Source organism: Pseudomonas mandelii (assembly GCF_006438925.1).
Classification (GTDB): domain Bacteria; phylum Pseudomonadota; class Gammaproteobacteria; order Pseudomonadales; family Pseudomonadaceae; genus Aquipseudomonas; species Aquipseudomonas mandelii_C.
Genome location: NZ_RCZA01000007.1, coordinates 199,587 through 223,162, shown reverse-complemented (window position 1 = coordinate 223,162; position 23,576 = coordinate 199,587). Strand labels below are relative to the sequence as shown.

25 protein-coding genes are annotated in these 23,576 nt (G+C 58.6%); 14 read left to right on the top strand and 11 right to left on the bottom strand.

The annotated features are described in order from the left end of the window. Nucleotides 1-201: 201 nt before the first annotated feature. Complete coding sequence (locus tag EAH74_RS17955; protein WP_140680135.1) at nt 202-1,896, top strand: AMP-binding protein; 1,695 nt, start codon at nt 202-204, stop codon at nt 1,894-1,896. A gap of 667 nt (nt 1,897-2,563) precedes the next feature. Here the strand turns inward: EAH74_RS17955 and EAH74_RS17950 are convergent. From EAH74_RS17950 to EAH74_RS17940, 3 genes are all read right to left on the bottom strand, one after another. Beyond that, on the bottom strand, nt 2,564-3,463 hold the full coding sequence (locus EAH74_RS17950) for a hydroxymethylglutaryl-CoA lyase (protein ID WP_140680134.1): 900 nt from the start codon (nt 3,461-3,463) through the stop codon (nt 2,564-2,566). Between the two features lie 143 nt (nt 3,464-3,606). Then, a complete protein-coding gene (locus EAH74_RS17945) occupies nt 3,607-4,008 on the bottom strand; it encodes a MerR family transcriptional regulator (RefSeq protein WP_076027992.1) in 402 nt (133 codons plus the stop codon). 196 nt (nt 4,009-4,204) lie between these two features. Beyond that, a complete protein-coding gene (locus EAH74_RS17940; protein ID WP_140680133.1) occupies nt 4,205-5,134 on the bottom strand; it encodes a LysR family transcriptional regulator in 930 nt (309 codons plus the stop codon). 165 nt (nt 5,135-5,299) lie between these two features. On the opposite strand from EAH74_RS17940, the gene EAH74_RS17935 reads away from it, so the two are divergent. Beyond that, complete coding sequence (locus tag EAH74_RS17935; RefSeq protein WP_140680132.1) at nt 5,300-6,529, top strand: acyl-CoA dehydrogenase; 1,230 nt, start codon at nt 5,300-5,302, stop codon at nt 6,527-6,529. Between the two features lie 57 nt (nt 6,530-6,586). On the opposite strand, the gene EAH74_RS17930 is transcribed toward EAH74_RS17935, so the two are convergent. Next, nucleotides 6,587-7,393, bottom strand: a complete 807-nt coding sequence (locus tag EAH74_RS17930; protein WP_140680131.1) for a TatD family hydrolase — start codon at nt 7,391-7,393, stop codon at nt 6,587-6,589. A 235-nt stretch (nt 7,394-7,628) separates the two neighbouring features. On the opposite strand from EAH74_RS17930, the gene EAH74_RS17925 reads away from it, so the two are divergent. The 3 genes from EAH74_RS17925 to EAH74_RS17915 all read left to right on the top strand — a co-directional run bounded on the left by EAH74_RS17925 (nt 7,629) and on the right by EAH74_RS17915 (nt 10,144). Further along, complete coding sequence (locus EAH74_RS17925) at nt 7,629-9,050, top strand: transglycosylase SLT domain-containing protein (RefSeq protein ID WP_140680130.1); 1,422 nt, start codon at nt 7,629-7,631, stop codon at nt 9,048-9,050. Nucleotides 9,051-9,153: 103 nt separating this feature from the next. Then, the gene (locus EAH74_RS17920; RefSeq protein WP_123366204.1) at nt 9,154-9,588 is read left to right on the top strand and encodes a DoxX family protein; all 435 of its coding nucleotides are present in this window, start codon (nt 9,154-9,156) and stop codon (nt 9,586-9,588) included. Between the two features lie 247 nt (nt 9,589-9,835). After that, nucleotides 9,836-10,144 carry a hypothetical protein gene (locus EAH74_RS17915; RefSeq protein WP_046056997.1) on the top strand — a complete coding sequence of 103 codons (309 nt, stop codon included), beginning with the start codon at nt 9,836-9,838 and terminating at the stop codon, nt 10,142-10,144. Nucleotides 10,145-10,162: 18 nt separating this feature from the next. On the opposite strand, the gene greB is transcribed toward EAH74_RS17915, so the two are convergent. The 3 genes from greB to EAH74_RS17900 are packed head-to-tail and all read right to left on the bottom strand — an operon-like array spanning nt 10,163 to nt 13,882. Beyond that, a complete protein-coding gene (greB, locus tag EAH74_RS17910) occupies nt 10,163-10,660 on the bottom strand; it encodes a transcription elongation factor GreB (RefSeq protein ID WP_129436988.1) in 498 nt (165 codons plus the stop codon). Nucleotides 10,661-10,694: 34 nt separating this feature from the next. After that, nucleotides 10,695-13,199, bottom strand: a complete 2,505-nt coding sequence (locus EAH74_RS17905; RefSeq protein ID WP_140680128.1) for an ABC transporter permease — start codon at nt 13,197-13,199, stop codon at nt 10,695-10,697. Further along, nucleotides 13,199-13,882 carry an ABC transporter ATP-binding protein gene (locus EAH74_RS17900; protein WP_140680127.1) on the bottom strand — a complete coding sequence of 228 codons (684 nt, stop codon included), beginning with the start codon at nt 13,880-13,882 and terminating at the stop codon, nt 13,199-13,201. The genes EAH74_RS17905 and EAH74_RS17900 overlap by 1 nt, the downstream gene beginning before the upstream one ends. A 10-nt stretch (nt 13,883-13,892) precedes the next feature. On the opposite strand from EAH74_RS17900, the gene EAH74_RS17895 reads away from it, so the two are divergent. The 3 genes from EAH74_RS17895 (at nt 13,893) to EAH74_RS17885 (ending at nt 15,922) form a co-directional block, all read left to right on the top strand. Beyond that, on the top strand, nt 13,893-14,498 hold the full coding sequence (locus EAH74_RS17895) for an arylesterase (protein ID WP_140680126.1): 606 nt from the start codon (nt 13,893-13,895) through the stop codon (nt 14,496-14,498). 56 nt (nt 14,499-14,554) lie between these two features. After that, nucleotides 14,555-14,848: a hypothetical protein gene (locus EAH74_RS17890; RefSeq protein WP_003226812.1), complete on the top strand. Its 294-nt coding sequence runs from the start codon at nt 14,555-14,557 to the stop codon at nt 14,846-14,848. A 102-nt stretch (nt 14,849-14,950) separates the two neighbouring features. Then, complete coding sequence (locus EAH74_RS17885; protein ID WP_140680125.1) at nt 14,951-15,922, top strand: L,D-transpeptidase family protein; 972 nt, start codon at nt 14,951-14,953, stop codon at nt 15,920-15,922. 124 nt (nt 15,923-16,046) lie between these two features. Here the strand turns inward: EAH74_RS17885 and oprI are convergent, their stop codons facing one another. Next, nucleotides 16,047-16,298 (bottom strand): outer membrane lipoprotei OprI, encoded by a 252-nt coding sequence (gene oprI / locus EAH74_RS17880; RefSeq protein WP_002553018.1) that lies wholly within the window; start codon nt 16,296-16,298, stop codon nt 16,047-16,049. Nucleotides 16,299-16,936: 638 nt separating this feature from the next. Between oprI and EAH74_RS17875 the strand changes: the two genes are divergently transcribed. After that, nucleotides 16,937-17,224, top strand: a complete 288-nt coding sequence (locus EAH74_RS17875) for a GNAT family N-acetyltransferase (RefSeq protein WP_008057026.1) — start codon at nt 16,937-16,939, stop codon at nt 17,222-17,224. Between the two features lie 71 nt (nt 17,225-17,295). Here EAH74_RS17875 and EAH74_RS17870 read toward each other — a convergent pair whose 3' ends face one another. Both EAH74_RS17870 and EAH74_RS17865 read right to left on the bottom strand, forming a co-directional pair. Beyond that, nucleotides 17,296-18,372 carry a 3-deoxy-7-phosphoheptulonate synthase gene (locus EAH74_RS17870; protein WP_007899930.1) on the bottom strand — a complete coding sequence of 359 codons (1,077 nt, stop codon included), beginning with the start codon at nt 18,370-18,372 and terminating at the stop codon, nt 17,296-17,298. Nucleotides 18,373-18,554: 182 nt separating this feature from the next. Then, nucleotides 18,555-18,998 carry a PilZ domain-containing protein gene (locus EAH74_RS17865; RefSeq protein WP_140680124.1) on the bottom strand — a complete coding sequence of 148 codons (444 nt, stop codon included), beginning with the start codon at nt 18,996-18,998 and terminating at the stop codon, nt 18,555-18,557. Between EAH74_RS17865 and EAH74_RS17860 the strand changes: the two genes are divergently transcribed. From EAH74_RS17860 to cysB, 5 genes are all read left to right on the top strand, one after another. Then, nucleotides 18,997-19,383, top strand: a complete 387-nt coding sequence (locus EAH74_RS17860; protein ID WP_140680123.1) for a thioredoxin family protein — start codon at nt 18,997-18,999, stop codon at nt 19,381-19,383. The two genes, EAH74_RS17865 and EAH74_RS17860, sit on opposite strands and share 2 nt — an antisense overlap. After that, on the top strand, nt 19,380-20,336 hold the full coding sequence (locus EAH74_RS17855; RefSeq protein ID WP_140680122.1) for a putative 2-dehydropantoate 2-reductase: 957 nt from the start codon (nt 19,380-19,382) through the stop codon (nt 20,334-20,336). The genes EAH74_RS17860 and EAH74_RS17855 overlap by 4 nt, the downstream gene beginning before the upstream one ends. Before the next feature lie 25 nt (nt 20,337-20,361). Next, a complete protein-coding gene (locus EAH74_RS17850) occupies nt 20,362-21,267 on the top strand; it encodes a 5'-nucleotidase (protein WP_008148545.1) in 906 nt (301 codons plus the stop codon). 94 nt (nt 21,268-21,361) lie between these two features. Continuing rightward, the gene (locus tag EAH74_RS17845) at nt 21,362-21,865 is read left to right on the top strand and encodes a universal stress protein (protein ID WP_129436980.1); all 504 of its coding nucleotides are present in this window, start codon (nt 21,362-21,364) and stop codon (nt 21,863-21,865) included. A 241-nt stretch (nt 21,866-22,106) separates the two neighbouring features. Then, nucleotides 22,107-23,081 carry an HTH-type transcriptional regulator CysB gene (gene cysB, locus EAH74_RS17840; protein WP_008148549.1) on the top strand — a complete coding sequence of 325 codons (975 nt, stop codon included), beginning with the start codon at nt 22,107-22,109 and terminating at the stop codon, nt 23,079-23,081. Between the two features lie 9 nt (nt 23,082-23,090). Here the strand turns inward: cysB and EAH74_RS17835 are convergent, their stop codons facing one another. Next, nucleotides 23,091-23,573, bottom strand: a complete 483-nt coding sequence (locus EAH74_RS17835) for a GreA/GreB family elongation factor (protein WP_140680121.1) — start codon at nt 23,571-23,573, stop codon at nt 23,091-23,093. Nucleotides 23,574-23,576 lie beyond the last annotated feature (3 nt).

Sequence of the window (23,576 nt, the reverse complement as noted above, 5' to 3'; positions counted from 1 at the left end):
TCACCTTTTGGCTTTTTTGTAGGGTAGGGAGGGCCGTGATTTGGTTCTCACCTTTACGTTAACGTAAGCCTGTGACGAATGGCTGTCAATCACCCTTTACGTTAACGTCAACTTGAGCGAGAGTAGAGCCAGTTCTGAATGATCGGGGCTAGCCATATGCCTCGTTCCAACAACCCACTAATAAAGACAATAGGGGTCGTCATGGATCAACCCAGTGCAAGCCCGCAGCGCAGTTACACCCGTGGTTCCCAGGACAAAGCCTTGCTGGCGATGACCATCGGCCAGGCGTTCGATAACACTGTCGCGCAGTACCCGACCGGGGAGGCGCTGGTCGTGCGTCATCAGCAGTTGCGTTACACCTGGCAGCAACTGGCCGAAACCGTGGATCTGCATGCCAAAGCGCTGTTGGCGCTGGGTTTGCAGACCGGTGATCGTCTGGGTATCTGGGCACCGAACTGCGCCCAATGGTGTATCAGCCAGTTCGCCAGCGCGAAAATCGGCGTGATTCTGGTCAACATCAATCCGGCCTACCGCAGCTCTGAACTCGAATATGTGTTGAAGCAATCCGGTTGCCAATGGCTGGTCTGCGCAGGCGCCTTCAAGACCTCCGACTATCACGGGATGCTGCAAGGCCTCGTTCCCGAGCTGACTGAGCACTCCATCGGAAAATTGCAGAGCGAACGACTGCCGGAGCTGCGCGGTGTCATCAGCCTTGATGCACAGCCGCCATCGGGTTTCCTGCCGTGGTCGCAATTGACCGATCTTGCGGGGAGCGTGTCGGTCGAGCAGTTGCGTGAACGCCGGGACAGCCTTCATTTCGATCAACCGGTGAACATTCAATACACCTCCGGCACCACCGGTTTTCCCAAGGGCGCGACCCTCAGCCACTACAACATTCTCAACAACGGCTACATGGTCGGCGAAAGCCTGGGGTTGACCGCAAGTGATCGTCTGGTCATCCCGGTGCCGCTGTATCACTGCTTCGGCATGGTCATGGGCAACCTGGGTTGCATGACCCACGGCAGCACCATGATTTACCCCAACGATGCCTTCGATCCGCTGCTGACCCTGACCACGGTCGCCGAAGAAAAGGCCACCGCGCTCTATGGCGTGCCGACCATGTTCATCGCCATGCTCGATCAGCCCAAACGCGGTGAATTCGATCTGTCGAGCCTGCGCACCGGGATCATGGCCGGGGCGACCTGTCCGATTGAAGTGATGCGTCGGGTCATCAGTGAAATGCACATGAGCGAAGTGCAGATTGCCTACGGCATGACGGAAACAAGTCCGGTGTCGTTGCAGACCGGTCCGTCAGACGAACTGGAATTGCGCGTCACCACCGTCGGTCGCACCCAGCCACAACTGGAAAGCAAGATCATCGACGAGGCGGGCAACCTGGTGCCGCGCGGCACTATCGGTGAGCTGTGCACCCGCGGCTACAGCGTGATGCTCGGTTACTGGAACAACCCGCAAGGCACCGCGGAAGCCATCGACCAGGCAGGCTGGATGCACACCGGTGATCTGGCGAGCATGAACGACGAAGGCTACGTATGCATTGCCGGACGTAACAAGGACATGATCATCCGCGGTGGTGAGAATATTTACCCGCGGGAGCTGGAAGAGTTCTTCTTTACTCATCCGGCGGTGGCGGATGTGCAAGTGATCGGGATTCCGTGTTCGCGGTATGGCGAAGAGATTGTTGCCTGGATCAAATTCCATCCGGGCCACAGTGCTACCGAGCAGGAGCTGCAAACGTGGTGCAAGGAACGCATCGCGCACTTCAAGACACCGCGTTACTTTAAATTCGTCGATGAGTTTCCGATGACCGTGACCGGGAAGATCCAGAAGTTTCGGATGCGTGAGATCAGTATCGAGGAGCTCAAAGCGATACCGTAGGAGCTGCCGGAGGCTGCGATCTTTTGGGCTTGGCGCAAAAGGTTCAGATCAAAAGATCGCAGGCTGCGCCAGCTCCTACAAGACTGCGATATTTTGGAAAAACCCAAACACCAGAAAGCACAAAGGGGAGCCGAAGCTCCCCTTTAATTTTGTCGTTGCGCGTGCTCTTTTTTTATTATTGAGGGGCGGTCTGTTGTTGTTTTTGGAAACCGTGACCCTTTACCGCTGTTTTTGTCGATCCCCATCCGGGATCAAGAGCAAACGTATTTTTTTGAGCGCTGATCTACTTTTTCGCTAAGCGATCCAACCAGTTCGGGAGCTACCTGAAGGTAGTTTTATTGTTCTCTGCCCGGTTGCGGGTTACTCCGAAAAGCACCCTGAAAAGCACATCCTCTCCAAAAAAATCTGTTAGCTGCGTCTCTGCCGTGTTGTTTTTGTTATGTCAGAGTCGTTACGTCTTATTTTTATTAGGTTTGCCGCTTTTTTTGTTCTTGTTATGCCATAGAGATAGCAGAAGCCGTGCCAACTTTTAAAAATTCTTTAAAATCAATAAGTTGTGATTTTTTCGGTTTTTTCGTTCAGTCAAACCCCGACAGTTTGTTTCCGTGTTACTCGCTTGCGCCCCACGTTTCAGACGCGGCGGTAACACCCGGTCACATCCGCGCACTCACTGTGCGCTACGAGCCTTGGCCACTCGCGAACCGGTCGCTCGCCCCAGCACCGTGCAAATCTGCTGACCGGCCAGAATCAAGGCGTCCAGGTCGATACCGGTCTGGATACCCAGGCCATTGAGCAGGTAAACCACGTCTTCGGTAGCGACGTTACCGCTGGCGCCCTTGGCGTACGGGCAGCCGCCGAGACCGGCGATGGAGCTGTCGAACACCGAGATGCCTTCCAGCAGACTGGCGTAAATGTTGGCCATGGCCTGGCCATAGGTGTCGTGGAAGTGCCCGGCCAGTTTTTCACGGGGGACGTCGGCTGACACCACCTCGAACATCTTGCGGGTCGCGCCAGCGGTGCCGGTGCCGATGGTGTCGCCGAGGGAAACTTCATAGCAGCCCATCGCGTAGAGCTCGCGAGCGACCCGAGCGACTTGTGCAGGCGCAACGTTACCTTCGTAAGGGCAGCCCAGCACACAGGACACGTAACCGCGCACGCTGACACCGTGTTGCCTGGCGGCGTCCATGATCGGCACGAAGCGCTCCAGGCTTTCGCTGATCGAGCAATTGATGTTGCGCTGGGAAAACGATTCCGACGCGGCAGCGAAGACCGCGACTTCCTTGACCCCGGCTGCAATGGCGTCTTCAAACCCGCGCAGGTTGGGGGCGAGTGCACCATAAGTCACGCCCGGCTTGCGCTGGATCTGCGCGAAGACGTCGGCGGAACCGGCCATTTGCGGTACCCATTTGGGCGACACAAAACTGCCGACTTCTATATAGCCGAGACCGGCGGCGGTCAGCGCGTCGACCAGTTGCACCTTGTCCGCAACGCTGATGGGTTGGGCTTCGTTTTGCAGACCGTCGCGTGGGCCGACTTCGACCAGGCGTACGTGAGTGGGTAGGGACATGGGATTGACCTATTGTTATGGACGAACACTGTTCAAATGTGGGAGCGGGCTTGCTCGCGAAAGCGGACTTACATTCAACATTGATGTTGGCTGACTGATCGCCTTCGCGAGCAAGCCCGCTCCCACATTAGATTTGTGTAGACCTACTGAATGACCTGCTGGTTTTTGATCGTCTGTTCCAGCGCCTGGGTGCAGCGCTCCTGCGCGGTGTCCAGCTCCAGCTTCATCTGTTCGATGTCGAGCATCTGCTGCTCGAGCTGTTCACGACGCTCAGCGATTTTGGTCAGCATGGTTTGCAGCTGTTTCTGATTGCCGCCGGTGGGGTCGTAGAGTTCGATCAGCTCGCGGCATTCGGCCAGGGAGAAACCAATGCGCTTGCCCCGCAGGATCAGCTTCAGGCTGACCTTGTCACGGGGCGAGTAGATGCGTTCCTGGCCGCGTCGCTCGGGGCTGAGCAGGCCTTGCTCTTCATAAAAGCGAATGGCCCGGGTGGTGATGTCGAGCTCGCGGGCGAGGTCGGAAATGCTATAGGTCTGGCTGCTCATGGAAGCGCTCGAAAAAGGTCATGGCGCTAAGCTAATGGCAGGTTGACGTTTACGTCAAGGGGCGTGGATTTTTGCTGTCATTGCCGGCCCCTTCGCGAGCAGGCTCGCTCCCACATTCGACTGCATTCTTTCTGGAAGAACCGGGTTAAATGTGGGAGCGAGCCTGCTCGCGAATGAGGCGCCTCGGTGCAAAGTCCTACATTTTGTCGAGCTTCTTCTCATGCGCCGTCACCTGCTGGCACAACTCGATCATCTGCTCGCGCATCCAGCGGTTGGCCGGGTCCTGGTCGGTGCTTTCGTGCCAATAGAGGTGGGTTTCTACCGGCGGCACATCGTTGACCGGCAGGTTCACCGAGTACAAATCATGGCGACGGGCGAAGCGTTCCGGCACGGTCATCACCATGTCGGTTTGCTGCAACACCTGAGATGCCATCAAGTAATGCTGGGATCGCAGGGCGATCTTGCGCTGGATGCCCATTTTGCCCAAAGCCAGGTCGACATGGCCCAGACCACTACGACGGCTGGAAATATGGATATGGGTCAGCGACAGATAATCATCTAGGGTGAATTTCTCTTTGCCTGCCAGCGGATGGCCCTTGCGCATGGCGCACACGTACCGGTCTTCCATCAACTTGACGTGGCGCACTTGCGGGTCAGTGTTGAGGGGGGCATCGACGGCGAAATCAAGACGCCCGGCCGCCAGCTCCTTGGTGGTTTCCCGGCGCTTGGACAGGAAGCTTTCGATGATCACCGTCGGCGCCAGGCGCCGCAGGCGCTGAAACAGCGGCGGCAGGATCACCGCTTCGGTGAGGTCGGTCATGCTGATGCGGTAGGTCTTTACCGCCTGCAACGGGTTGAAAATACGGCTTTCCTGCACCGACACCCGCAGCAGGGAGAGGGCGTTGCGTACTGGTCCGATAATGTTCTGCGCCATGGGCGTCGGGACCATGCCCTGAGCGGTACGCACGAACAATGGATCATTGAAGGTCTCGCGCAGACGGGCCAGAGCGTTCGAGACCGCCGGTTGAGTAATGCCGACAATCTGCCCTGCACGGGTCAGGTTGGCTTCGGTGTAGATCGCGTCGAAGACGATGAAAAGGTTGAGGTCGACCTTGCTCAGATTCATTGCGCTGCACTCTTATTGTTGGGCTCTCGATCAGCCGATCATATATCGGTGATGAATGTTAATACACGCCGAGAATAGGCTAGGTAAATTTTCGTAGCTGTTCTAGCATCGATTGCATGACCTGAACAACTCATCAAAACCCTCCGTTAAAAGGTAGAGCTGCCCATGGATTTCGCTTATTCGCCCAAGGTGCAAGAACTGCGTGAGCGCGTGACCGCGTTCATGGATACCTACGTTTATCCCGCCGAAGCGGTGTTCGAGCGCCAGGTCGCCGAGGGCGATCGCTGGCAGCCGACCGCAATCATGGAGGAGCTCAAACTCAAGGCCAAGGCTGAAGGTTTGTGGAATTTGTTTCTGCCTGAGTCCGAGCTCGGCGCTGGCCTGACCAACCTCGAATACGCGCCGTTGGCAGAAATCATGGGCCGTTCGCTGCTGGGCCCCGAGCCGTTCAACTGCTCTGCGCCAGACACGGGCAACATGGAAGTGCTGGTGCGTTACGCCAACGGAGAGCAGAAGCAACGCTGGCTCGAACCATTGCTGCGCGGCGAGATACGCTCGGCGTTCGCCATGACTGAACCCGACGTGGCCTCGTCCGACGCCACCAACATGGCCGCCCGCGCCGTGCGTGATGGCGACGAGTGGGTGATCAACGGCAAAAAATGGTGGACCTCAGGCGCCTGCGATCCACGGTGCAAGATTCTGATCTTCATGGGCCTGAGCGATCCTGACGCGCCGCGTCATGCGCAGCACTCGATGATTCTGGTGCCGGTGGATGCCCCGGGCGTGAAGATCGTTCGTCCGCTGCCAGTGTTCGGTTACGACGACGCACCCCACGGCCACGCCGAAGTGCTGTTCGAAAACGTCCGCGTGCCGTACGAAAACGTCCTGTTGGGCGAAGGCCGCGGCTTCGAAATTGCTCAGGGTCGCCTTGGCCCGGGACGGATTCACCACTGCATGCGTTCAATCGGCATGGCGGAACGTGCATTGGAACTGATGTGCAAACGGGCGGTAACCCGTACTGCGTTCGGTAAACCTTTGGCACGTCTGGGCGGCAACATCGACAAAATCGCCGACTCGCGGATGGAAATCGACATGGCACGCCTGCTGACATTAAAAGCGGCGTACATGATGGACACCGTCGGCAACAAGATTGCGAAAAGCGAAATCGCTCAGATCAAGGTTGTCGCGCCGAACGTGGCCTTGCGGGTGATTGACCGGGCGATCCAGATCCATGGCGGGGCAGGGGTGTCCAACGATTTCCCACTGGCCTACATGTATGCGATGCAACGCACCCTGCGCCTGGCCGACGGCCCGGACGAAGTGCACCGCGCGGCGATCGGCAAGTTCGAGATCGGCAAGTACGTACCTAAAGAGATGATGCGCAGCAGTCACTAAGACAGCGACGCTTGTATCGCGGGCCTGGATCAGGCTCGCGATAGCGTTGACGCTGCATCAATCAACAGAAGGCAACCCGTAGAATGCTCGCGCACACGCCGTGCTGTGAGCAGCCAGATCTTCCTCGCTCTCCCCGCGATGCAACGCCACTTCCCGCAACACTTCAGTCAGATACGCCGGTTCGTTGCGACCATTCTTCGGCTTGGGTCGCAGACTGCGCGGCAACAGATACGGCGCATCGCTCTCCAGCATTAACCGTCCCCGCTTGATCTCTTTCACCAACGGATGCAGGTGCGTGCCCCGGCGCTCATCACAAATCCAGCCGGTGATACCGATGTGCAAATCCAGATCGAGGTAACTGAACAGCGCCTTCTTTTCGCCCGTGAAGCAATGCACCACGGCGGCCGGCAACTGATCGCGGTAATCGCGAAGGATTTCCAGCAAGCGCTGGCTGGCATCGCGCTCGTGGAGGAACACCGGCAATTGCAGCTCGACCGCCAACTCCAAGTGCTTTTCCAGGACTTTTTCCTGTTGCGGCCGCGGCGAGAAATCACGATTGAAATCCAGCCCACATTCACCCACCGCCACGACGTTAGGCTCCTTGAGCAAACTGCGCAGATGCTGGGCGCTGTCGGCGTTCCAGTCGCTGGCGCAGTGGGGGTGAATGCCGGCTGTGGCGAACAGCCGTTGAGCCGTTTCGTCCAGTTGCCGGCACAGTTCCAGCGCCTGCTCGCTGCCCTCGACACTGGTGCCGGTGAGCACCAATTGGCAGACCCCGGCAGCGTAGGCGCGGTCGAGTACAGCCTGGTGTTTGTCGGCAAAACTGGGGTTGGTCAGGTTGACGCCGATATCGATGAGTTGCATGGTGCTACCTCGGACCAAAGGCCGGAAAGCATATCAGAGCTGTAGATTTATAAGAAAAGCCAAGAACTACAACGAGTTATAGCTGTCTCTTGATGCCGCGAGACAGGTCAGGGTGGCTTGGGTGCCATCACTGTGCCAGTCTTTCGCACTTTGCCAGCGCTCACGGCGCTCTGTTTCTGTCGTTCGATTTCATGAAAATTCTTGAGATCGGCCCAGTATTCTTTCTGGAGAGTGGATGATACGTCCCTCGGTTTTGCTACTGCTGTGTTGTTCGTTGCTGCTGCCGATGCCGGCGGTAGCACGTCTGGCCGGGCCGCTGCAAGCCGTGCCTTCGACCAAAGCGCGCGACTTGGCGGAAATCCGCAGCAGTCGTGTGTTGCGGGTGCTGGTCAACCAGAGCCGCAACAGCTCCGGCGAAGTTGAGGGCCAGGCCATCGGTGTTGAATACCACCGATTGCGTGCCTTCGAGCAGTACCTCAACGGTCACGCCCGTGACGGTCAGGAAATCACCCTCAAGATCATTCCCAAGGGCAAGGATCAACTGATCGGTGCTTTGCAGCGCGGCGAAGGTGACCTGGTCGCGCCGGGGGAACTGCTGGACCTGCAACCGGGCCACGCGGTCAGCACCAGTGAACCGATTGCCAGCAACATCCCGTTGATATTGGTCGGGATCAAAGGCGAGCGACGTTACACCCGTCTCGAACAACTCTCTGGCAAAACCCTGGCGTTGCCCACTGGCAGTGCCGCCGGGGACGCGGTCAGCCAGATCAATCAAAAGCTCGCGCTGCTTAAACTGCCACCGGTGACCATCGAGTGGGTCGATCCCAGTCTGGCGGTCGAGGATGTGCTGGAGATGGTCCAGGGCGGAATCTTTCACCTGACCATCGTCGAGCAACCCATTGCCGAGCGCTGGGGCAAGATTTTGCCCAAGTTGCGTTTCGATCGGCAGGTGCTCATCAGCGAACCGGGCGAAGAGTTCTGGTTCGTGCGCCGCGACGCCTCAATGTTGCGCGCGAGCATTGATCGCTTCCTGACAGGTTACAAAAAACCATCGGATCAGGATGCCGCGTTCATGCGGATCTATCGACGTCTGTATCAAGTGCACTATCCATTGGCCAAGGCTGATCGACAGCGCCTCGAGAAACTTCGGCCGGTGCTGCAGAAACACGCCGAAGCCCAAGGCATGGACTGGTTGAATCTGGCGGCCCTGGCGTTCAAGGAATCGGCCCTGCAACCCAATGCCCGCAGTGGCGGCGGCCCTACCGGCCTGATGCAGATTACCCCGTCCGCCGCTCAACAGGTGGGGGTCAACAACATTCAGAATCTCGACGCCAATGTGCAGGCCGGGGCGAAGTACCTGGCGATGATTCGTCGCAAGTTCTTTGCCAGCCCCAAACTCAACGAGCGCGAGCGCATGGCGTTCGTGCTGGCGGCCTACAACATGGGGCCGGAGCGGGTTCAGGGCATGCGTGCCGAGGCTCGTCGGCGCGGTTTGAATCCCAATCAGTGGTTCTTCCAGGTCGAACGCATCGCCATGGAGCAGGTGGGAATGGGCGCCGTCAGCTATGTTAATAGCGTGAACAAGTATTACCTGGCGTTCGATCGGGAGCGGGAGTCGTTGGAGCCCCAGGGGCAGAAAGTTGCCTCACGTAAATAATCGAATAAGCTGATTGTTATGGCGCATTAATTGCGCTTTTAACATGAGATTTACTGATTAATATAGCGGCCAACCAACACACACTGACAACGGATGACACAGCATGAGCACACTGATCAACAAGGTACTGTTTACCCGCGCTGGCTACGGCCTGACTGTCTTGCGGATCTTCGTCGGCATCATCTTCGCTGCCCACGGCTCGCAGAAACTCTTTGGGGCGTTCGGTGGTTACGGCCTGGCGGGCACCGCGCAGTACATGGAAAGCATTGGCCTGGCGCCGGGCTATCTGATGGCGACGCTGGCGGGCGGTACCGAGTTCTTCGCCGGTCTGGCATTGATCATTGGCTTGCTGGTTCGCCCGGCAGCCCTCGGCCTGACCATCCTCTCACTGGTGGCGATCTTCTCGGTGCATCTCCCTCACGGTCTGTTCATGGTCAACAACGGTTATGAATTCGCCCTGGCGCTGCTCGGTGGCACTATCGCGGTGTTGATCGAAGGCGCCGGCAAGCTCTCGGCTGACCGCGCTATCGCTGGCTGACCGCTCTGGCTCAATGAAAAGGCCCGCATTGCGCGGGCCTTTTTGTTGCTCGTCATTCTTGACACTGTCCGGTCAGCTTCTCTAGGATGTTGCCCATGCGCCGATTTAAACAGCTACTTGCGGGGCGCCATGTGACTCATTCAGTTGCCGATAGAAGCTTGAAACAGGCTTCGAAATACCGCTAAAGCGCTGGTTCGGTGTTGCCTCTCACCTGCCATGCAGACTTTTGAGGCAGAGACACGACACAATGAATGCACTAAGCCCAGTTATACGCCCCGCGCCGATCACGGCACACCTCACCCAGCGCAATCCAAAAATCCTGCTTGGCGGCAAACATCAGCCGACACTCTTGCGTTATCTCGATGGCTGGCCACGTCGTACCGGTGGGCCTGCGGCCTTCCTGATCCAGTTTGTCGAAGAGGGTGAATCGCTGGCTCGATTTGCCAGTGACAGTTTCGATCTGGCGGTGATTCAATCGCCCAGCCTCGAGGACGCCCCCGAAGTGATCAAGCAATTGACTCGCGTTGCCCGACAGGGGCTGATTACCCGCCGTTGAGGCTTAGAGCGCTGCGGCTCAAAGGTAGTCGATCGCCACGATATACACGCACTGCTCACCGGTCGGTGTCTGGACCCGAACTTCGGCGTCCAGCGCTTTGCCGATCAGGGCGCGTGCCAGTGGCGAGTCGATGCTGATCAGACCCAGCTTCAGGTCCAGCTCATCCGGCCCGACAATGCGATAGCGCGACTCTTTGCCGTCCTCGTCTTCAATCGTGACCCAGGCGCCAAAATAAACTTTGTTCGGGTCGCTCGGTTTTTCGCTGACGACTTTGAGCGCTTCCAGCCGCTTGGTGAGAAAACGTACGCGACTGTCGATCTCGCGCAGCATCTTTTTGCCGTAGGTGTATTCGGCGTTTTCCGAGCGATCGCCCTGTGCCGCGGCCTCGCTGACTGACTGTGTCACCTGCGGCCGCCGAACATGCCAGAGCTCATGAAACTCGGCCCGCATCCGCGCTTCACCTTCGGGGGTGATCAGCGCGGTGCCAGCGGTGCGGGGAGGGCGATAACGGCTCATGGCAACTTCTTGTGGTAGAGAGAGCTTGAGTCTATCAACCCTCGCGCAAGACTGTCAGGGGGCTGGCGTTCAGCGCACGGCGCGTACCAAACACACCGGCTCCCCCGATCAGCACCGCACCGATCAGTGGCAGCACCAACAACCACGGATGCGGGTGCCACGGTAGGTCGAAGGCGTAGCGGTAGAGCACCATACTCACCAGTTCCGAACCCAGCGCTGCCAACAATCCGCTGACCGCTCCAAGCAAACCGAACTCGATCCGCCGGGCCTTGACCAGCAGTTGCCGCTCGGCTCCTAGTGCTCGCAACAAGGCGCCTTGGCGAATGCGTTCATCGAGCGTCGCTTGCAAGCCTGAAAACAACACCGCCATCCCCGCCGCCAACACGAACAACAGCACGTATTCCACCGCCAGGGTGACTTGGGCGAGGATGCTGCGCAGCTGTTCGAGCAAGGCTTCGACTTGCAAGATGGTCACCGCCGGAAACGCCCGGGACAGATCCACGATCTGCTGATCATGACCGGCCGCCAGATAAAAACTGGTCAGGTAGGTCGCCGGCAGATCCTTCAGTGTGCCGGGCTGGAAGATCATGAAGAAGTTAGGCTGGAAGTTGTCCCAGTTGATCTCCCGCAGACTGGTGACTTTCGTTTCGCGATTGACGCCACCCACGGTAAACACCATGTGATCGCCGAGCTTGAGCTTCAGGCTTTCGGCGACTTTGCCTTCCACCGATACGCCGGGAATTTCGTCCGGTGTCTGTTCGGCCCACCAATTACCCGCAGTGAGTTTGTTGCCCGCCGGCAAATCCGCCGCCCAGGTCAGGCTCAGGTCGCGCTGTATCGCTCGGTCACCGGCCGAATCCTTGCTGACGATTTCCTGTACCGGCTCGCCGTTGATGCTGATCAGCCGTCCAGGTACCACCGGGTATAGGGGCGCCGATTGCGCCGACAATTTGATCAGGCGATCGATGAACGCCTGTTTGTCCGCCGGCAGGATGTTCAGCGCGAAATAGTTGGGCGCGTTTTTCGGTAGCTGGTTCTGCCAGGTGTCCAGCAACTCGCCGCGCAGCAATGCGATCAGCGCCATGGACAGCAGAATCAAACCGAACGCCAGGGATTGTCCCGCTGCCGCTAGCGGATGACGCAGCAATTGGCCCAAGCCGAGGCGCCACGGCAAAGAGGCGCGCGCCAGCATTCGGCGCAGGCTCTTCAGAAGCAATAACAGCAAGCCGCCAAGCACCAATGCTGCGATCACACCGCCACCGAGCAGGGCGAAGGTCAATACCAGGTCCAGGCTCAGACGCCACATGATCAGCCCGAGGGCGCCCAATGCTGCGCCGTAAACCATCCAGGTGCTGGAAGGAATCGGCAGCATGTCCCGACGCAATACCCGCAATGGCGGAACCCGGCCCAGTGCAGCCAGTGGCGGCAAGGCAAAACCGGCCAGCGCCACCAATCCGGTGCCAATCCCGGCAATGGCAGGAAACAGACCGCCCGGTGGAACGTCGGTCGGCAATAAATCATGCAGCAGCGCGAACAGTCCCAGCTGCGCGAACCAGCCGATGAGGGCGCCGCTGATGCTGGCGAGCAGCCCGAGCACCGTTAGCTGCAAACTGAACAGCACCATGGTTTCCCGTCGGGACAGCCCCAGGCAACGCAGCAATGCACTGGCATCGAATCGGCGGGTGGCGAAGCGCGTCGCCGACAGCGCCACCGCCACACCGGACAGCAGCACCGCCACCAGACTGGCCATGTTCAAGTAACGCTCGGCCTTGCCCAAGGCGCCACCGATCTGCCGGTTGCCATCACGGGCATCCTGCAAACGCTGGTTGGCGGCCAGGCCGGGTTTGATCAATTGACGATAGGTTTCCAGCGTCTCGGCTTTTCCGCGCCAGAGTTCGCGGTAACTGACCCGGCTGCCGGGTTGCACCACACCGGTCGCCGCGAGATCGCTGAGGTTGATCAGCACCCTCGGCGTCAGGCTGTAGAAATTCCCGGCGCGGTCCGGTTCGTAGGTCAACACTCGCGCCAGTTTGAGGGTTCGCATGCCGACGTCGATGCTGTCGCCGATCTTCAGGTCCAGCGCGGTCAGCAGTCGTGCTTCGACCCAGGCTTCACCGGGTTTCGGTCCGCCACCGGGTTCTTCCGGGGCGAAGGGCTCCGGGGCGCTTTTCAGTTCGCCGCGCAGTGGGTAGACGTCGTCGGCAGCTTTGATGCTGGATAGCTGAATGCCATTGTCAGTGGCGATGACACTGGAGAATTCCACTACCTGAGCGTGTTCGAGCCCAAGCTCCGTGCCGCTTTTAATCTGTTCGGGCCGTGCCGGTGAACTGCCTTCGAGCAGCAGGTCGGCACCGAGAAACTCGGTGGCGCGCAGCATCATGGCGCCGTTCAGACGGGCGCCGAAGTAGCCAATGGCGGTACTTGCCGCAACGGCCACCAGCAAGGCAAAAAACAACACGCGCAACTCACCGGCGCGGGCGTCGCGCAGCAGTTGGCGGATGGCAAGACTGAACAGGCGCAACAGCGGCAGGCGTGCCATCAAGGCTCCAGAGGGGCGACCAGCAGGCCGGCTTCAAGGCGGATCAGACGCCGGCAGCGATGTGCCAGACGTTCATCGTGGGTCACCAGCACCAGGGTCGTGCCACGTTCCTGATTGAGTTCGAACAGCAGATCGCTGATGCGCTCGCCGGTGTGGCTGTCGAGGTTACCGGTGGGTTCGTCGGCAAACAGCACATCGGGTTCGGCGGCAAACGCACGGGCAATCGCCACGCGTTGCTGTTCGCCACCCGAAAGCTGGCGTGGCGAATGGGTCAGCCGCTGGCCCAGGCCGACCCGTTGCAGCAGCTCGGTGGCGCGTTCACGGGCGTCCTTGCGGCCATCGAGTTCCAGCGGCAGCATGACGTTTTCCAGGGCATTGAGACTGTCCAGCAACTGGAATGATTGAAAGACAAAACCCACGTGCTCGGCGCGGATGCGCGCGCGCTGGTCTTCATCGAGATTGCTCAGGGCTTGCCCGGCGAGCGTGACTTCACCGCTGCTCGGCAGATCGAGACCGGCGAGCAGGCCCAGGAGGGTGGATTTGCCGGAACCGGAGGCGCCGACGATGGCCAGACTGTCGCCCTTGTTCAGTTCCAGGTTGAGTTCGTGCAGGATAGTCAGTTCACCTTCCGCGCTGGGAACCACTTTGCTGAGGTTCTTCGCGGTGAGAATGCTTGCGCCCATGGAGAATCCGATGCGTGTGTGGTTTTTGAGTGCTGGCCTGGCCTTGATGTGCATGGCCCAGAACGCAGCGGCGGGTACTGTCCTGATCGTTGGCGATAGTATCAGCGCCGGTTTCGGACTGGATACCCGCTTGGGGTGGGTGTCGCTGCTTGAGCAACGGCTCAAGCGCGAAGGTTTCGACGATAATGTGGTCAATGCGTCCATCAGCGGCGACACCAGCGCCGGAGGCCAGGCGCGCCTGCCAGCGCTGCTTGCAGAGCATAAGCCTGAGTTGGTAATCCTCGAGTTGGGCGGCAACGATGGCCTGCGCGGATTGCTGCCAACGCAATTGCAACAAAACCTTGCAGCAATGATCGACAGCTCCCGCGCCAGTGGAGCGAAGGTGCTGCTGCTGGGCATGCAATTGCCACCCAACTACGGCGTCCGTTATACCGAGGCCTTTGCGAAGGTCTACAGCACGCTGGCCGAGGAGAAAAAGATCCCGCTGGTGCCGTTTTTTCTCGACGGCGTGGGCGGTCATCCGGACTTGATGCAAGCTGACGGCTTGCACCCGGCTGCCGGAGCTCAGGACAAGTTGCTGGAAAATGTCTGGCCTACACTGAAACCGCTGCTTTGACGCTTTTCTAGCGGCGGTGTTTCGGCTAAGGTGGCGCCCCCGATTTGGAGCCCCCGATGCCGCGTCCTGCCTGGTCACTTTTTGCCTACCAACTGATCGAGCCTGACGAACAGCTGGATCTGTTCGCCTGCCAGGAAGTGCGGGTACATCTGGTGACCCGTCAACTGGAGTTGGGCGGGTCGGCGGACCGGACCTTGTGCGGCAGCCTGTTGCCAGCACAACCGCGCTGGTCGAGCGTCGATCGCCGTGTGTTCCAGGATCAGCGCCTGTGTTCGCTGTGCCGGGCCATTCTGGAATCGCAAAAACGCGGCACATCGCCGATCTGGCCGGAACTGCGTTTCGAGCTTTAGAAGCCGATAGATTGCTTGCTATCGGTCAACTCCCCGATTTTCCAGACGCCGGTGTACAATCCCGTTTTTATACCCTTGTCGATCATGCGAAGGATTTTCCGGATGTTGCCGCGCTTTCCTGCCGTCACCCGCTACCTGTCTCTCGCCGCCCTCTGTGTGGCGGGTCCCGTAGCAGCATTGGAGCTGCCCCTGCCACCGCCCGGTGAAGACATCATCGGTCAGGTCCAGGTGATCAAGGCCAAGTACGAAGATACCTTCGCCGACCTTGGCACCACCTACGATCTGGGCTATTTGGAAATGGTCGCGGCCAACCCTGGGGTCGATCCATGGCTGCCGGGTGCTGGCACCGAAGTGGTGCTGCCGACGCGTTTCATCCTGCCACCAGGCCCGCGTGAAGGCATCGTCATCAACCTGGCCGAGTACCGCCTCTATTACTTCCCGAAAGGCCGGAACGTGGTGTACACCTTCCCGCTGGGTATCGGCCGTGAAGGCTGGGGCTCGCCGATTGCCCATACCAGCATCACCGCCAAGACGCCGAACCCGACCTGGACCCCTCCAGCGTCGATCAAGGCCGAGCACGCCGCCGATGGCGATCCACTGCCAAACGTGGTGCCGGCCGGCCCGGACAACCCGCTGGGGCCGTTCAAGTTCACGTTGGGCACGCCGGGCTACTTGATCCACGGTTCGAACAAGAAGTTCGGCATCGGCATGCGCACCAGTCATGGTTGCTTCCGCATGTTCAATAACAACGTGCTGGAAATGGCGGGCATGGTGCCGGTAGGGACGTCGGTGCGGATTATCAGCGACCCGTACAAGTTCGGTGTCAGTGGCGGCAAGGTGTATCTGGAAGCGCACACTCCGCTGGACGACAAGGGCAACCCTTCTGTGGTCGACAAACACACCGCGGTGATCAACGCGATGCTCAAGCGTGAGGACATCACCAACAACCTGCGCATGGACTGGGATGTGGTCCGCGACGTGGTTGCCGCCGAAGATGGTCTGCCGGTGGAAATCGGAGTGCCGAACTCCTCGGCGCCGATGGTGACGAGTGCGCCGATCGACCCGTTGCAGTAATGCTTGAAAGGAACCCGCCGATGCTGTCCGCATCGGCGGGTTTTTTATTGCCTGTACGAAATAGCGGGCAATAAAAAAGCCGACCCAAAAAATGGGTCGGCTTGATAACAATCCCGAAGGATTATTACTTGCGGCTAGCTTTGTCCAGCATGCGCAGAGCACGCTCGTTAGCTTCGTCAGCAGTCTGTTGTGCTTTTTGAGCAGCAGCCAGTGCTTCATCAGCTTTACGGTAAGCTTCGTCTGCACGAGCCTGGGAGCGAGCTGCTGCGTCTTCAGTAGCGGTCAGACGTGCTTCGGTTTCTTTCGATACGCTGCTGCAACCGGTAGCCAGAACTGCGGCCAGAGCCAGAGCAGAGAATTTCAGAACGTTGTTCATCGTGTTCCCCTTCAAGGACTTTCTATTAAGTTAGCTGTCTCCTCAGAGTGAGGAAATAGCCGGCGTACATACTACCCATTACTTGTCGTAAGTAAACTGACGTAAAGCAGGAAGCCAAAAAAATTGTAGGCGTTGATTCTTTTTCGAGCAACTTTTAACTGCATTGTTTAAAAAATATACAGCTGGGAGGCCCGAGCTGAGCGAGCCGCCGAAGAAAAGTTCAGCGCGCTCACAGCTCTTTTCCGAGTCTTGGCTAAAGTCTGTCTAGATGGATTCGTCCACACTTTTGTTCGGATTTTGCGTGGCGCCTCTCATATCTTTCTCCATGTTCAGGTGACTTTAACAAAGGGCGCTCGTCTTAAGTCTCAACATCCGGCAATGTTCAGGCTGTCGACCTTCAGATATCTTGGTCGAGCCGTCTCTGCGCAACCCGGAGCAGCACCCCGCCCCCAGCGTGATGACGAGCGTACCTTGAGCATTTCTGCCAATGGTGCCTACTATTTGATACGTGCTCGGTTGCGCGAGATGGGTGCAGTTCTTCTCGGTGTCCATTCAGGCACGGGGTGGCGTAGATGTTCCTTCGCCGGAAAAACATCGGTAAGGTAGGGGTCAGAATTCCAGACCCGCGAGGAGTAGTGATGAGCGAGGCGTTGTCCATCCACCATGACCAGGCTGGTCATCAGTTCGAGACCAATGTGGACGGTCATCGTGCCTACCTGACCTATATGGATCTGGGGAAACAGACCCTGGATATCTATCGCACCTTTGTGCCCAACGCGCTGCGTGGTCGCGGCATTGCGGCAGCCTTGACCGAGAAGGCGTTGGAGTACGCTGAAGAAATGGGTTACACCGTCATTCCATCGTGTTCCTACGTGGAACGCTACATGGAGCGCCACCAGCGGCATGCAGCCAAGCTGAGCCAGTAACCTTTCAAAGAATCGAACGCATAAAAAAACGCCGGGTTAAGCCCGGCGTTTTTTTATGCGGCGAAAAGTGATCAGCTGCGATCGCGTTTCGGCAGCACGTCCTTGAGCTTGGCATGCATGCTGCGCAAGGTATTTTCGGTGGCGGTCCAGTCGATGCACGCATCGGTGATCGACACGCCGTATTGCAGGTCGGCGAGGTCTTTCGGAATCGCCTGGCAGCCCCAGTTCAGGTGACTTTCGACCATCAGGCCGATGATCGACTGGTTGCCTTCGAGGATCTGGTTGGCGACGTTCTCCATCACCAGCGGTTGCAGGGCCGGGTCCTTGTTGGAGTTGGCGTGGCTGCAATCGACCATGATGTTCGGCTTGATCTTCGCTTTGTTCAGCGCTTGCTCGCAGAGCGCGACGCTGACCGAATCGTAGTTCGGCTTGCCGTTGCCACCGCGCAGTACCACGTGACCGTAGGCATTGCCCTTGGTGGTGACGATCGACACGCCACCTTCCTGGTTGATACCCAGGAAGCGGTGAGGGCTGGAAACCGATTGCAGGGCGTTGATAGCGACCGTCAAGCCGCCGTCGGTGCCGTTCTTGAAGCCGACTGCCGAGGACAGGCCGGAGGCCATTTCACGGTGAGTCTGGGATTCGGTGGTGCGCGCACCGATGGCCGACCAGCTGATCAGGTCCTGCAAGTACTGCGGGGAGATCGGGTCGAGGGCTTCAGTTGCGGTTGGCAGGCCCATCTCGGCCAGGTCCAGCAACAATTGACGACCGATGTGCAGGCCGTCCTGAATCTTGAAGGAGTCGTCCAGGTACGGATCGTTGATCAAGCCTTTCCAGCCGACGGTGGTGCGTGGCTTCTCGAAATACACGCGCATGACCAGATACAGGGTATCGGACACTTCTGCCGCAAGCGCCTTCAGTCGCTCGGCGTATTCGTGGGCAGCCTTGATGTCGTGGATCGAGCAAGGCCCGATGACAACAAACAGGCGGTGGTCGGTGCCATCAAGAATGTTGCGAATGACTTCGCGGCCCTTGGTGACAGTGCGCAGGGCAGCGTCGCTCAGAGGGATATCACGCTTGAGCTGATCGGGAGTGATCAGCGTCTCGTTGGAGGCGACGTTTAGGTCGTTGATCGGTAAATCAGCCATCGTTTACTCGTCAGGTCACGGGTGCCGGCCGCCAGCGAACCCGCGCGGCGGAGCACAGCAAATTAAGCGCGTCGGGGAGCAGAACCTTAGCGCGTTACACCGTGGCTCGACAATGGGCAGACACCGGTTTAAGGGGCATTCTCAATTAGTTTCCACGGGGGAACCCATTGAGAATGCCCCTCCTAATCCAGCACAACCTGCGCAAATGCCCTGCGAACCGTGTCGTGAGAGAACTCGTCGGCATGTTCCTGGACCCATTCGAGGGCCAGGGCCTGAGTTTCCTGCAGACCATCATGCGCGTCATGCAGGCGGCAGTAACGTTCGATCTGGCACACCTGCTCGCCCATCCGGGCACTGAACATCATCTGTTCGTCAACAAAGGCAATGCCTACCAGATAGCCGCGCTTGCGTCGCAGGCACCAGGCGACATAGCCCAGAAAACGCATGTCGGGGTTCAAGGTCGGCATGCGAACTTCCAGCGCCGTACCGTGGCGCCACGCCCGGTGATAATTGCAAGCCATGCCCCCGAGGCTGATAGTGTGCAGCTGTTGCCGTGAAATACACTCAGGTTTGAGCAACGTTAATTCGACGGGCACATCGTCAGGGTGAGGAATAAAACGTCCCATGAACACGGACTCCATGTGTCGGCCATCTGACATTGTTCCACCCAGTATAGTGGTCGAATTGGAACTGACTGATTTCGACGCCGACCAACGGCTGCTGGCGATGAGCGGTGTGTCGCTGGTCATTTTCACCAGCGTCGGCTGCGCCAGTTGCCGTTTTGCCCGTGAGCAACTGCCACGACTCGATCTGGACGTCGATCGGCTGTGCTGGATTGATGCCGGGAACAATGGCGGGGTGGTCGAGCGTTATCAGGTTTTTTATTTGCCGGCGCTGTTTGTGGTGCGCGACGGTGAATTCTTCGGGGCACTAAAATCGCGCCTGACCCGTGCCGAGCTCAATGCAGCCGTGGGTCAGGCGTTGAGTCGAATTGCAGAGGAGTTGCCATGATGGGGGCAGTGACCAAACCGACAATCGGTATTATCGGTACCGGCGCGATCGGCGGTTTCTACGGATTGATGCTGGCGCGTGCCGGTTTCGATGTGCATTTTCTGTTGCGCAGTGAGTTTTCGGCGGTGGCCGAGCAAGGGTTGAAGCTCGACAGTGCGGTGCACGGCGCGCTGACGTTGAATCCGGTTCAGGCGTACTCGACGGCCGAAGACATGCCGCCCTGTGACTGGTTGCTGGTGGGCGCGAAAACCACCAGTAACGCGCAACTGGCGCCGGCCATCATTCAAGCGGCCGCGCCCGGTGCCAAAGTGCTGCTGTTGCAAAATGGCCTGGACGTCGAGGACAGTCTGCGCGAGTTGCTCCCTGATTCGCTGCATTTGCTTGGCGGGCTCTGTTTTATCTGCGTTCATCGCGACGGACCAGGCGTCATCACCCATCAGACGCTCGGCGCGGTGAATGTTGGGTATCACAGTGGCCCTGCAACTGATGAGCAGGCGCGCATGGCGATTGTCGAGGAGGGCGCCGGACTGTTCCGCACCGCCGGCATCGATTCCCAGGCCATGGCGAACCTGCATCAGGCGCGTTGGCAAAAACTGGTCTGGAATATCCCCTACAACGGTCTGTCGGTGCTGCTCGGGGCAAGCACCACGCCGTTGATGACCGATGCCGACAGTCGGGAACTGATCAAGGCTCTGATGGCTGAAGTGGTTCAGGGAGCAATCGCCTGCGGTCACGACGTACCGGCCGGTTATGCCGATCATCTGTTCATGGTGACCGAGAAAATGCCGGACTATTGGCCGAGCATGTACCACGATTTTCTGCACAAACGACCGCTTGAACTGGATGCGATTTACGCCCGGCCACTGGCGGTAGCCAAGGCCGCAGGGTGCGAGTTGCCGCGAATCGAAGCCTTGTATCGCAGTTTGAGTTTTATCGATCGACGTAACACCTGAGTCGATCATCCTGAGGGGGAAGGGCATGGCAAAAACTATCGACGACAAACTGGTGCTGGCGATTTCTTCGCGTGCGCTGTTTGACCTGAGCGAAAGCCACAAGGTCTATCTGTCGAGCGGTGTCGAAGCCTATCGGCAATATCAGATTGAACACGAAGACGAAATCCTTGAGCCCGGTGATGCATTTCCGTTAGTACAAAAACTCCTCAACCTCAATACCAGCCTTGGTCGCGCCCGAGTCGAGGTGATTCTGGTGTCGCGCAACAGTGCCGACACCGGCCTGCGGGTTTTCAATTCGATCCACCACTATGGCCTGGCGATTTCCCGCGCGGCGTTTGTCGGCGGGCGCAGTCCTTATCCGTACCTCAAGGCGTTTGGCTGCGACCTGTTTCTTTCGACGCATGCCGAAGACGTGCGCAGTGCGCTGGATGCCGGTTTCGCCGCGGCGACCATTCTGTCGGGTGGCGCCAGCCGTGCGGCCAGTGATGAATTGCGTATTGCCTTCGATGGTGACGCGGTGCTGTTTTCTGACGAATCGGAGCGCGTCTATCAGTCCGGCGGTCTGGAAGCGTTTCAGGCCAGCGAGCGTGAAGCCGCCCGCGAGCCTTTGCGCGGTGGACCGTTCAAAGGCTTCCTCGCCGCCCTCAATCTGTTGCAGCGCGAGTTCCCGGAAGACGCCTGTCCAATCCGCACCGCGCTGGTAACAGCGCGATCGGCACCGGCCCATGAACGAGTGATCCGTACCCTGCGCGAATGGGACATTCGACTGGACGAGTCGCTGTTTCTGGGCGGCCTGACCAAGTCGGCGTTTCTCGAAGCCTTTGCCGCCGACGTGTTTTTCGACGATCAGGCCGGTCATTGCGAGTTGGCCCGTGAGGTGGTCGCCACCGGCCACGTGCCGCATGGCATAAGCAACGAGCAAAAGGTTTAAGCCCACGGTTCAACGCGTTACGCGGGACGTCGTACTCGCCAAGGCACTGCTAAGCTGAATCAATCTCCGCCATGTTGGCACTCAAGGAGGTCATATGATTCATTCGATGCTGTACGCCACTGACCTCGGTCTGTACGCGCCTTTGGTGATGCAGCATGCCTTGGCGCTGGCGCGAACATTCAATGCCGATCTCTACGTGGTGCACGCCGTTGAACCGATGGGGCTGTTTGCCGAGTCGGTGCTTCAGAGTTATCTCGATGAGCAGGCGTTGAATGAGTTTCACAGCCAAGGCTTGAACACGGTGATTGCCAACATCGAGCAGCGGGTACTCGACAGCTTTCGTGAAGAATTGGGGGATGAAGGGTCGCAGGATCTGGAACGGATCAAAGCAGTGCGGGTGCTTCAGGGCGATCCGTCACAGGTGATTCTCGACCAGGCGCAGAAACTCTCCGTGGATTTGTTGATCGTAGGTAGTCATAGCCATGGTGCTGGCGCAGAAACGCCTTTGGGCCGGACGGCGGCGCGGGTGTTGCAACTGTCTCGGGTACCGGTCTATCTGGTGCCGCTGGTGGAACGTCGTCGCCAAGGGGATCGCTAGTGTCCTGCCTCGCAAATACTGTTCCTCCTTTGACGGCGTCTGTTTCAGCCATGCTGCGTTGCCGCTCCTCGCCTGGCATCAACAGCCACTCGTCAAAAGAGGAACGTATTCACGAGGCAGGACACCAGAACACGAATAGTGGCAGTTTGATAAAAAAGTTCTAGATTTATTCTTCAAACCATTAATATAGTTATATACCGTCGCTGATGCCCGTGGCGTCTACCTGCTTTGAGGGATTCATATGAAGCTTCAACAATTGCGCTACATCTGGGAAGTGGCGCACCACGACCTCAACGTTTCCGCTACAGCCCAAAGCCTTTACACGTCGCAACCGGGCATCAGTAAGCAGATCCGTCTGCTGGAAGACGAATTGGGGGTTGAGGTTTTCGCCCGTAGCGGCAAGCATCTGACCCGCGTCACCCCGGCCGGCGAGCGCATTATCACCACCGCCGGCGAGATCCTGCGCAAGGTTGAAAGCATCAAGCAGATCGCCCAGGAATTCTCCAACGAGAAGAAAGGCACCCTGTCGATCGCCACCACGCACACCCAGGCGCGTTATGCGTTGCCACCGGTGATCAGCAATTTCATCAAGCAATACCCGGACGTTGCCCTGCATATGCACCAGGGTTCGCCGATGCAGATCGCTGAAATGGCCGCTGACGGCACCGTCGATTTCGCCATCGCCACCGAAGCGCTGGAGCTGTTCGGTGATCTGGTGATGATGCCGTGCTATCGCTGGAACCGCTGCGTGGTCGTGCCTCAGGGCCACCCGCTGACCAAACTGTCGAAGTTGACCCTCGAAGCCCTGGCCGAATACCCGATCGTGACGTACGTATTCGGTTTCACCGGTCGCTCGAAACTCGACGAAGCGTTCAGTCATCGCGGCCTGACGCCGAAAGTGGTGTTTACCGCCGCCGACGCCGACGTGATCAAGACGTACGTTCGCCTGGGTCTGGGCGTGGGTATCGTGGCGAAAATGGCGGTCGATGCCAAACTCGATAGCGACCTGGTCATGCTTGATGCCAGCGACTTGTTCGAGTCCAGCATTACTAAAATCGGTTTCCGTCGTGGCACGTTCCTGCGTGGCTTCATGTGCGACTTCATCGAGAAGTTCGCCCCGCACCTGACCCGCGAAGTCATGGCCAAGGCCATCCAGTGCCACAACAAGCAGGAGCTGGAAGAGCTGTTCGACGGCGTCGAACTGCCGGTCCATTAATCTCCCGCTTTAAACCACTTCGGTAACAGAAAACTGTTGCCGAGCACCCGCCACCAGAATCTCCACCTCGTCCCCTTCGAACTTGCCCAGCAGGCTTTTACCCAGCGGTGAGCGGGGGGTGATGACGGTAATCCATTGCCCCACCAGGTCGACCTTCAAACCCGCCGCGTCGGGGGCCAGAAACAACCATTGCTCACGACCCTTTTTGTCTTCCAGGCCGAGCAGGGCGCCCACTTCAATGCCACGCTGATCGTCGTAAGGTCGCAGCGTCAGGTTCTGGCAAAGCGTCAGTGACTGCCTGATTTCTTCCACTCGTTTGGCCTGCCCGGCTGCCAGATAAGACGCCTCCAGACCCAGCGTGTCGTACTTGTTCTCAGCGATGTTTTCTTCGTGGGTCGCGGTTTCGTAAGCGGTTTGTGCGGCGCGTTCGGCGATGTCGAGGTCGATCCGCAGCTTGTCGAGAATCAGTTGGTGGACGGTCGGCTTGTGCATAGA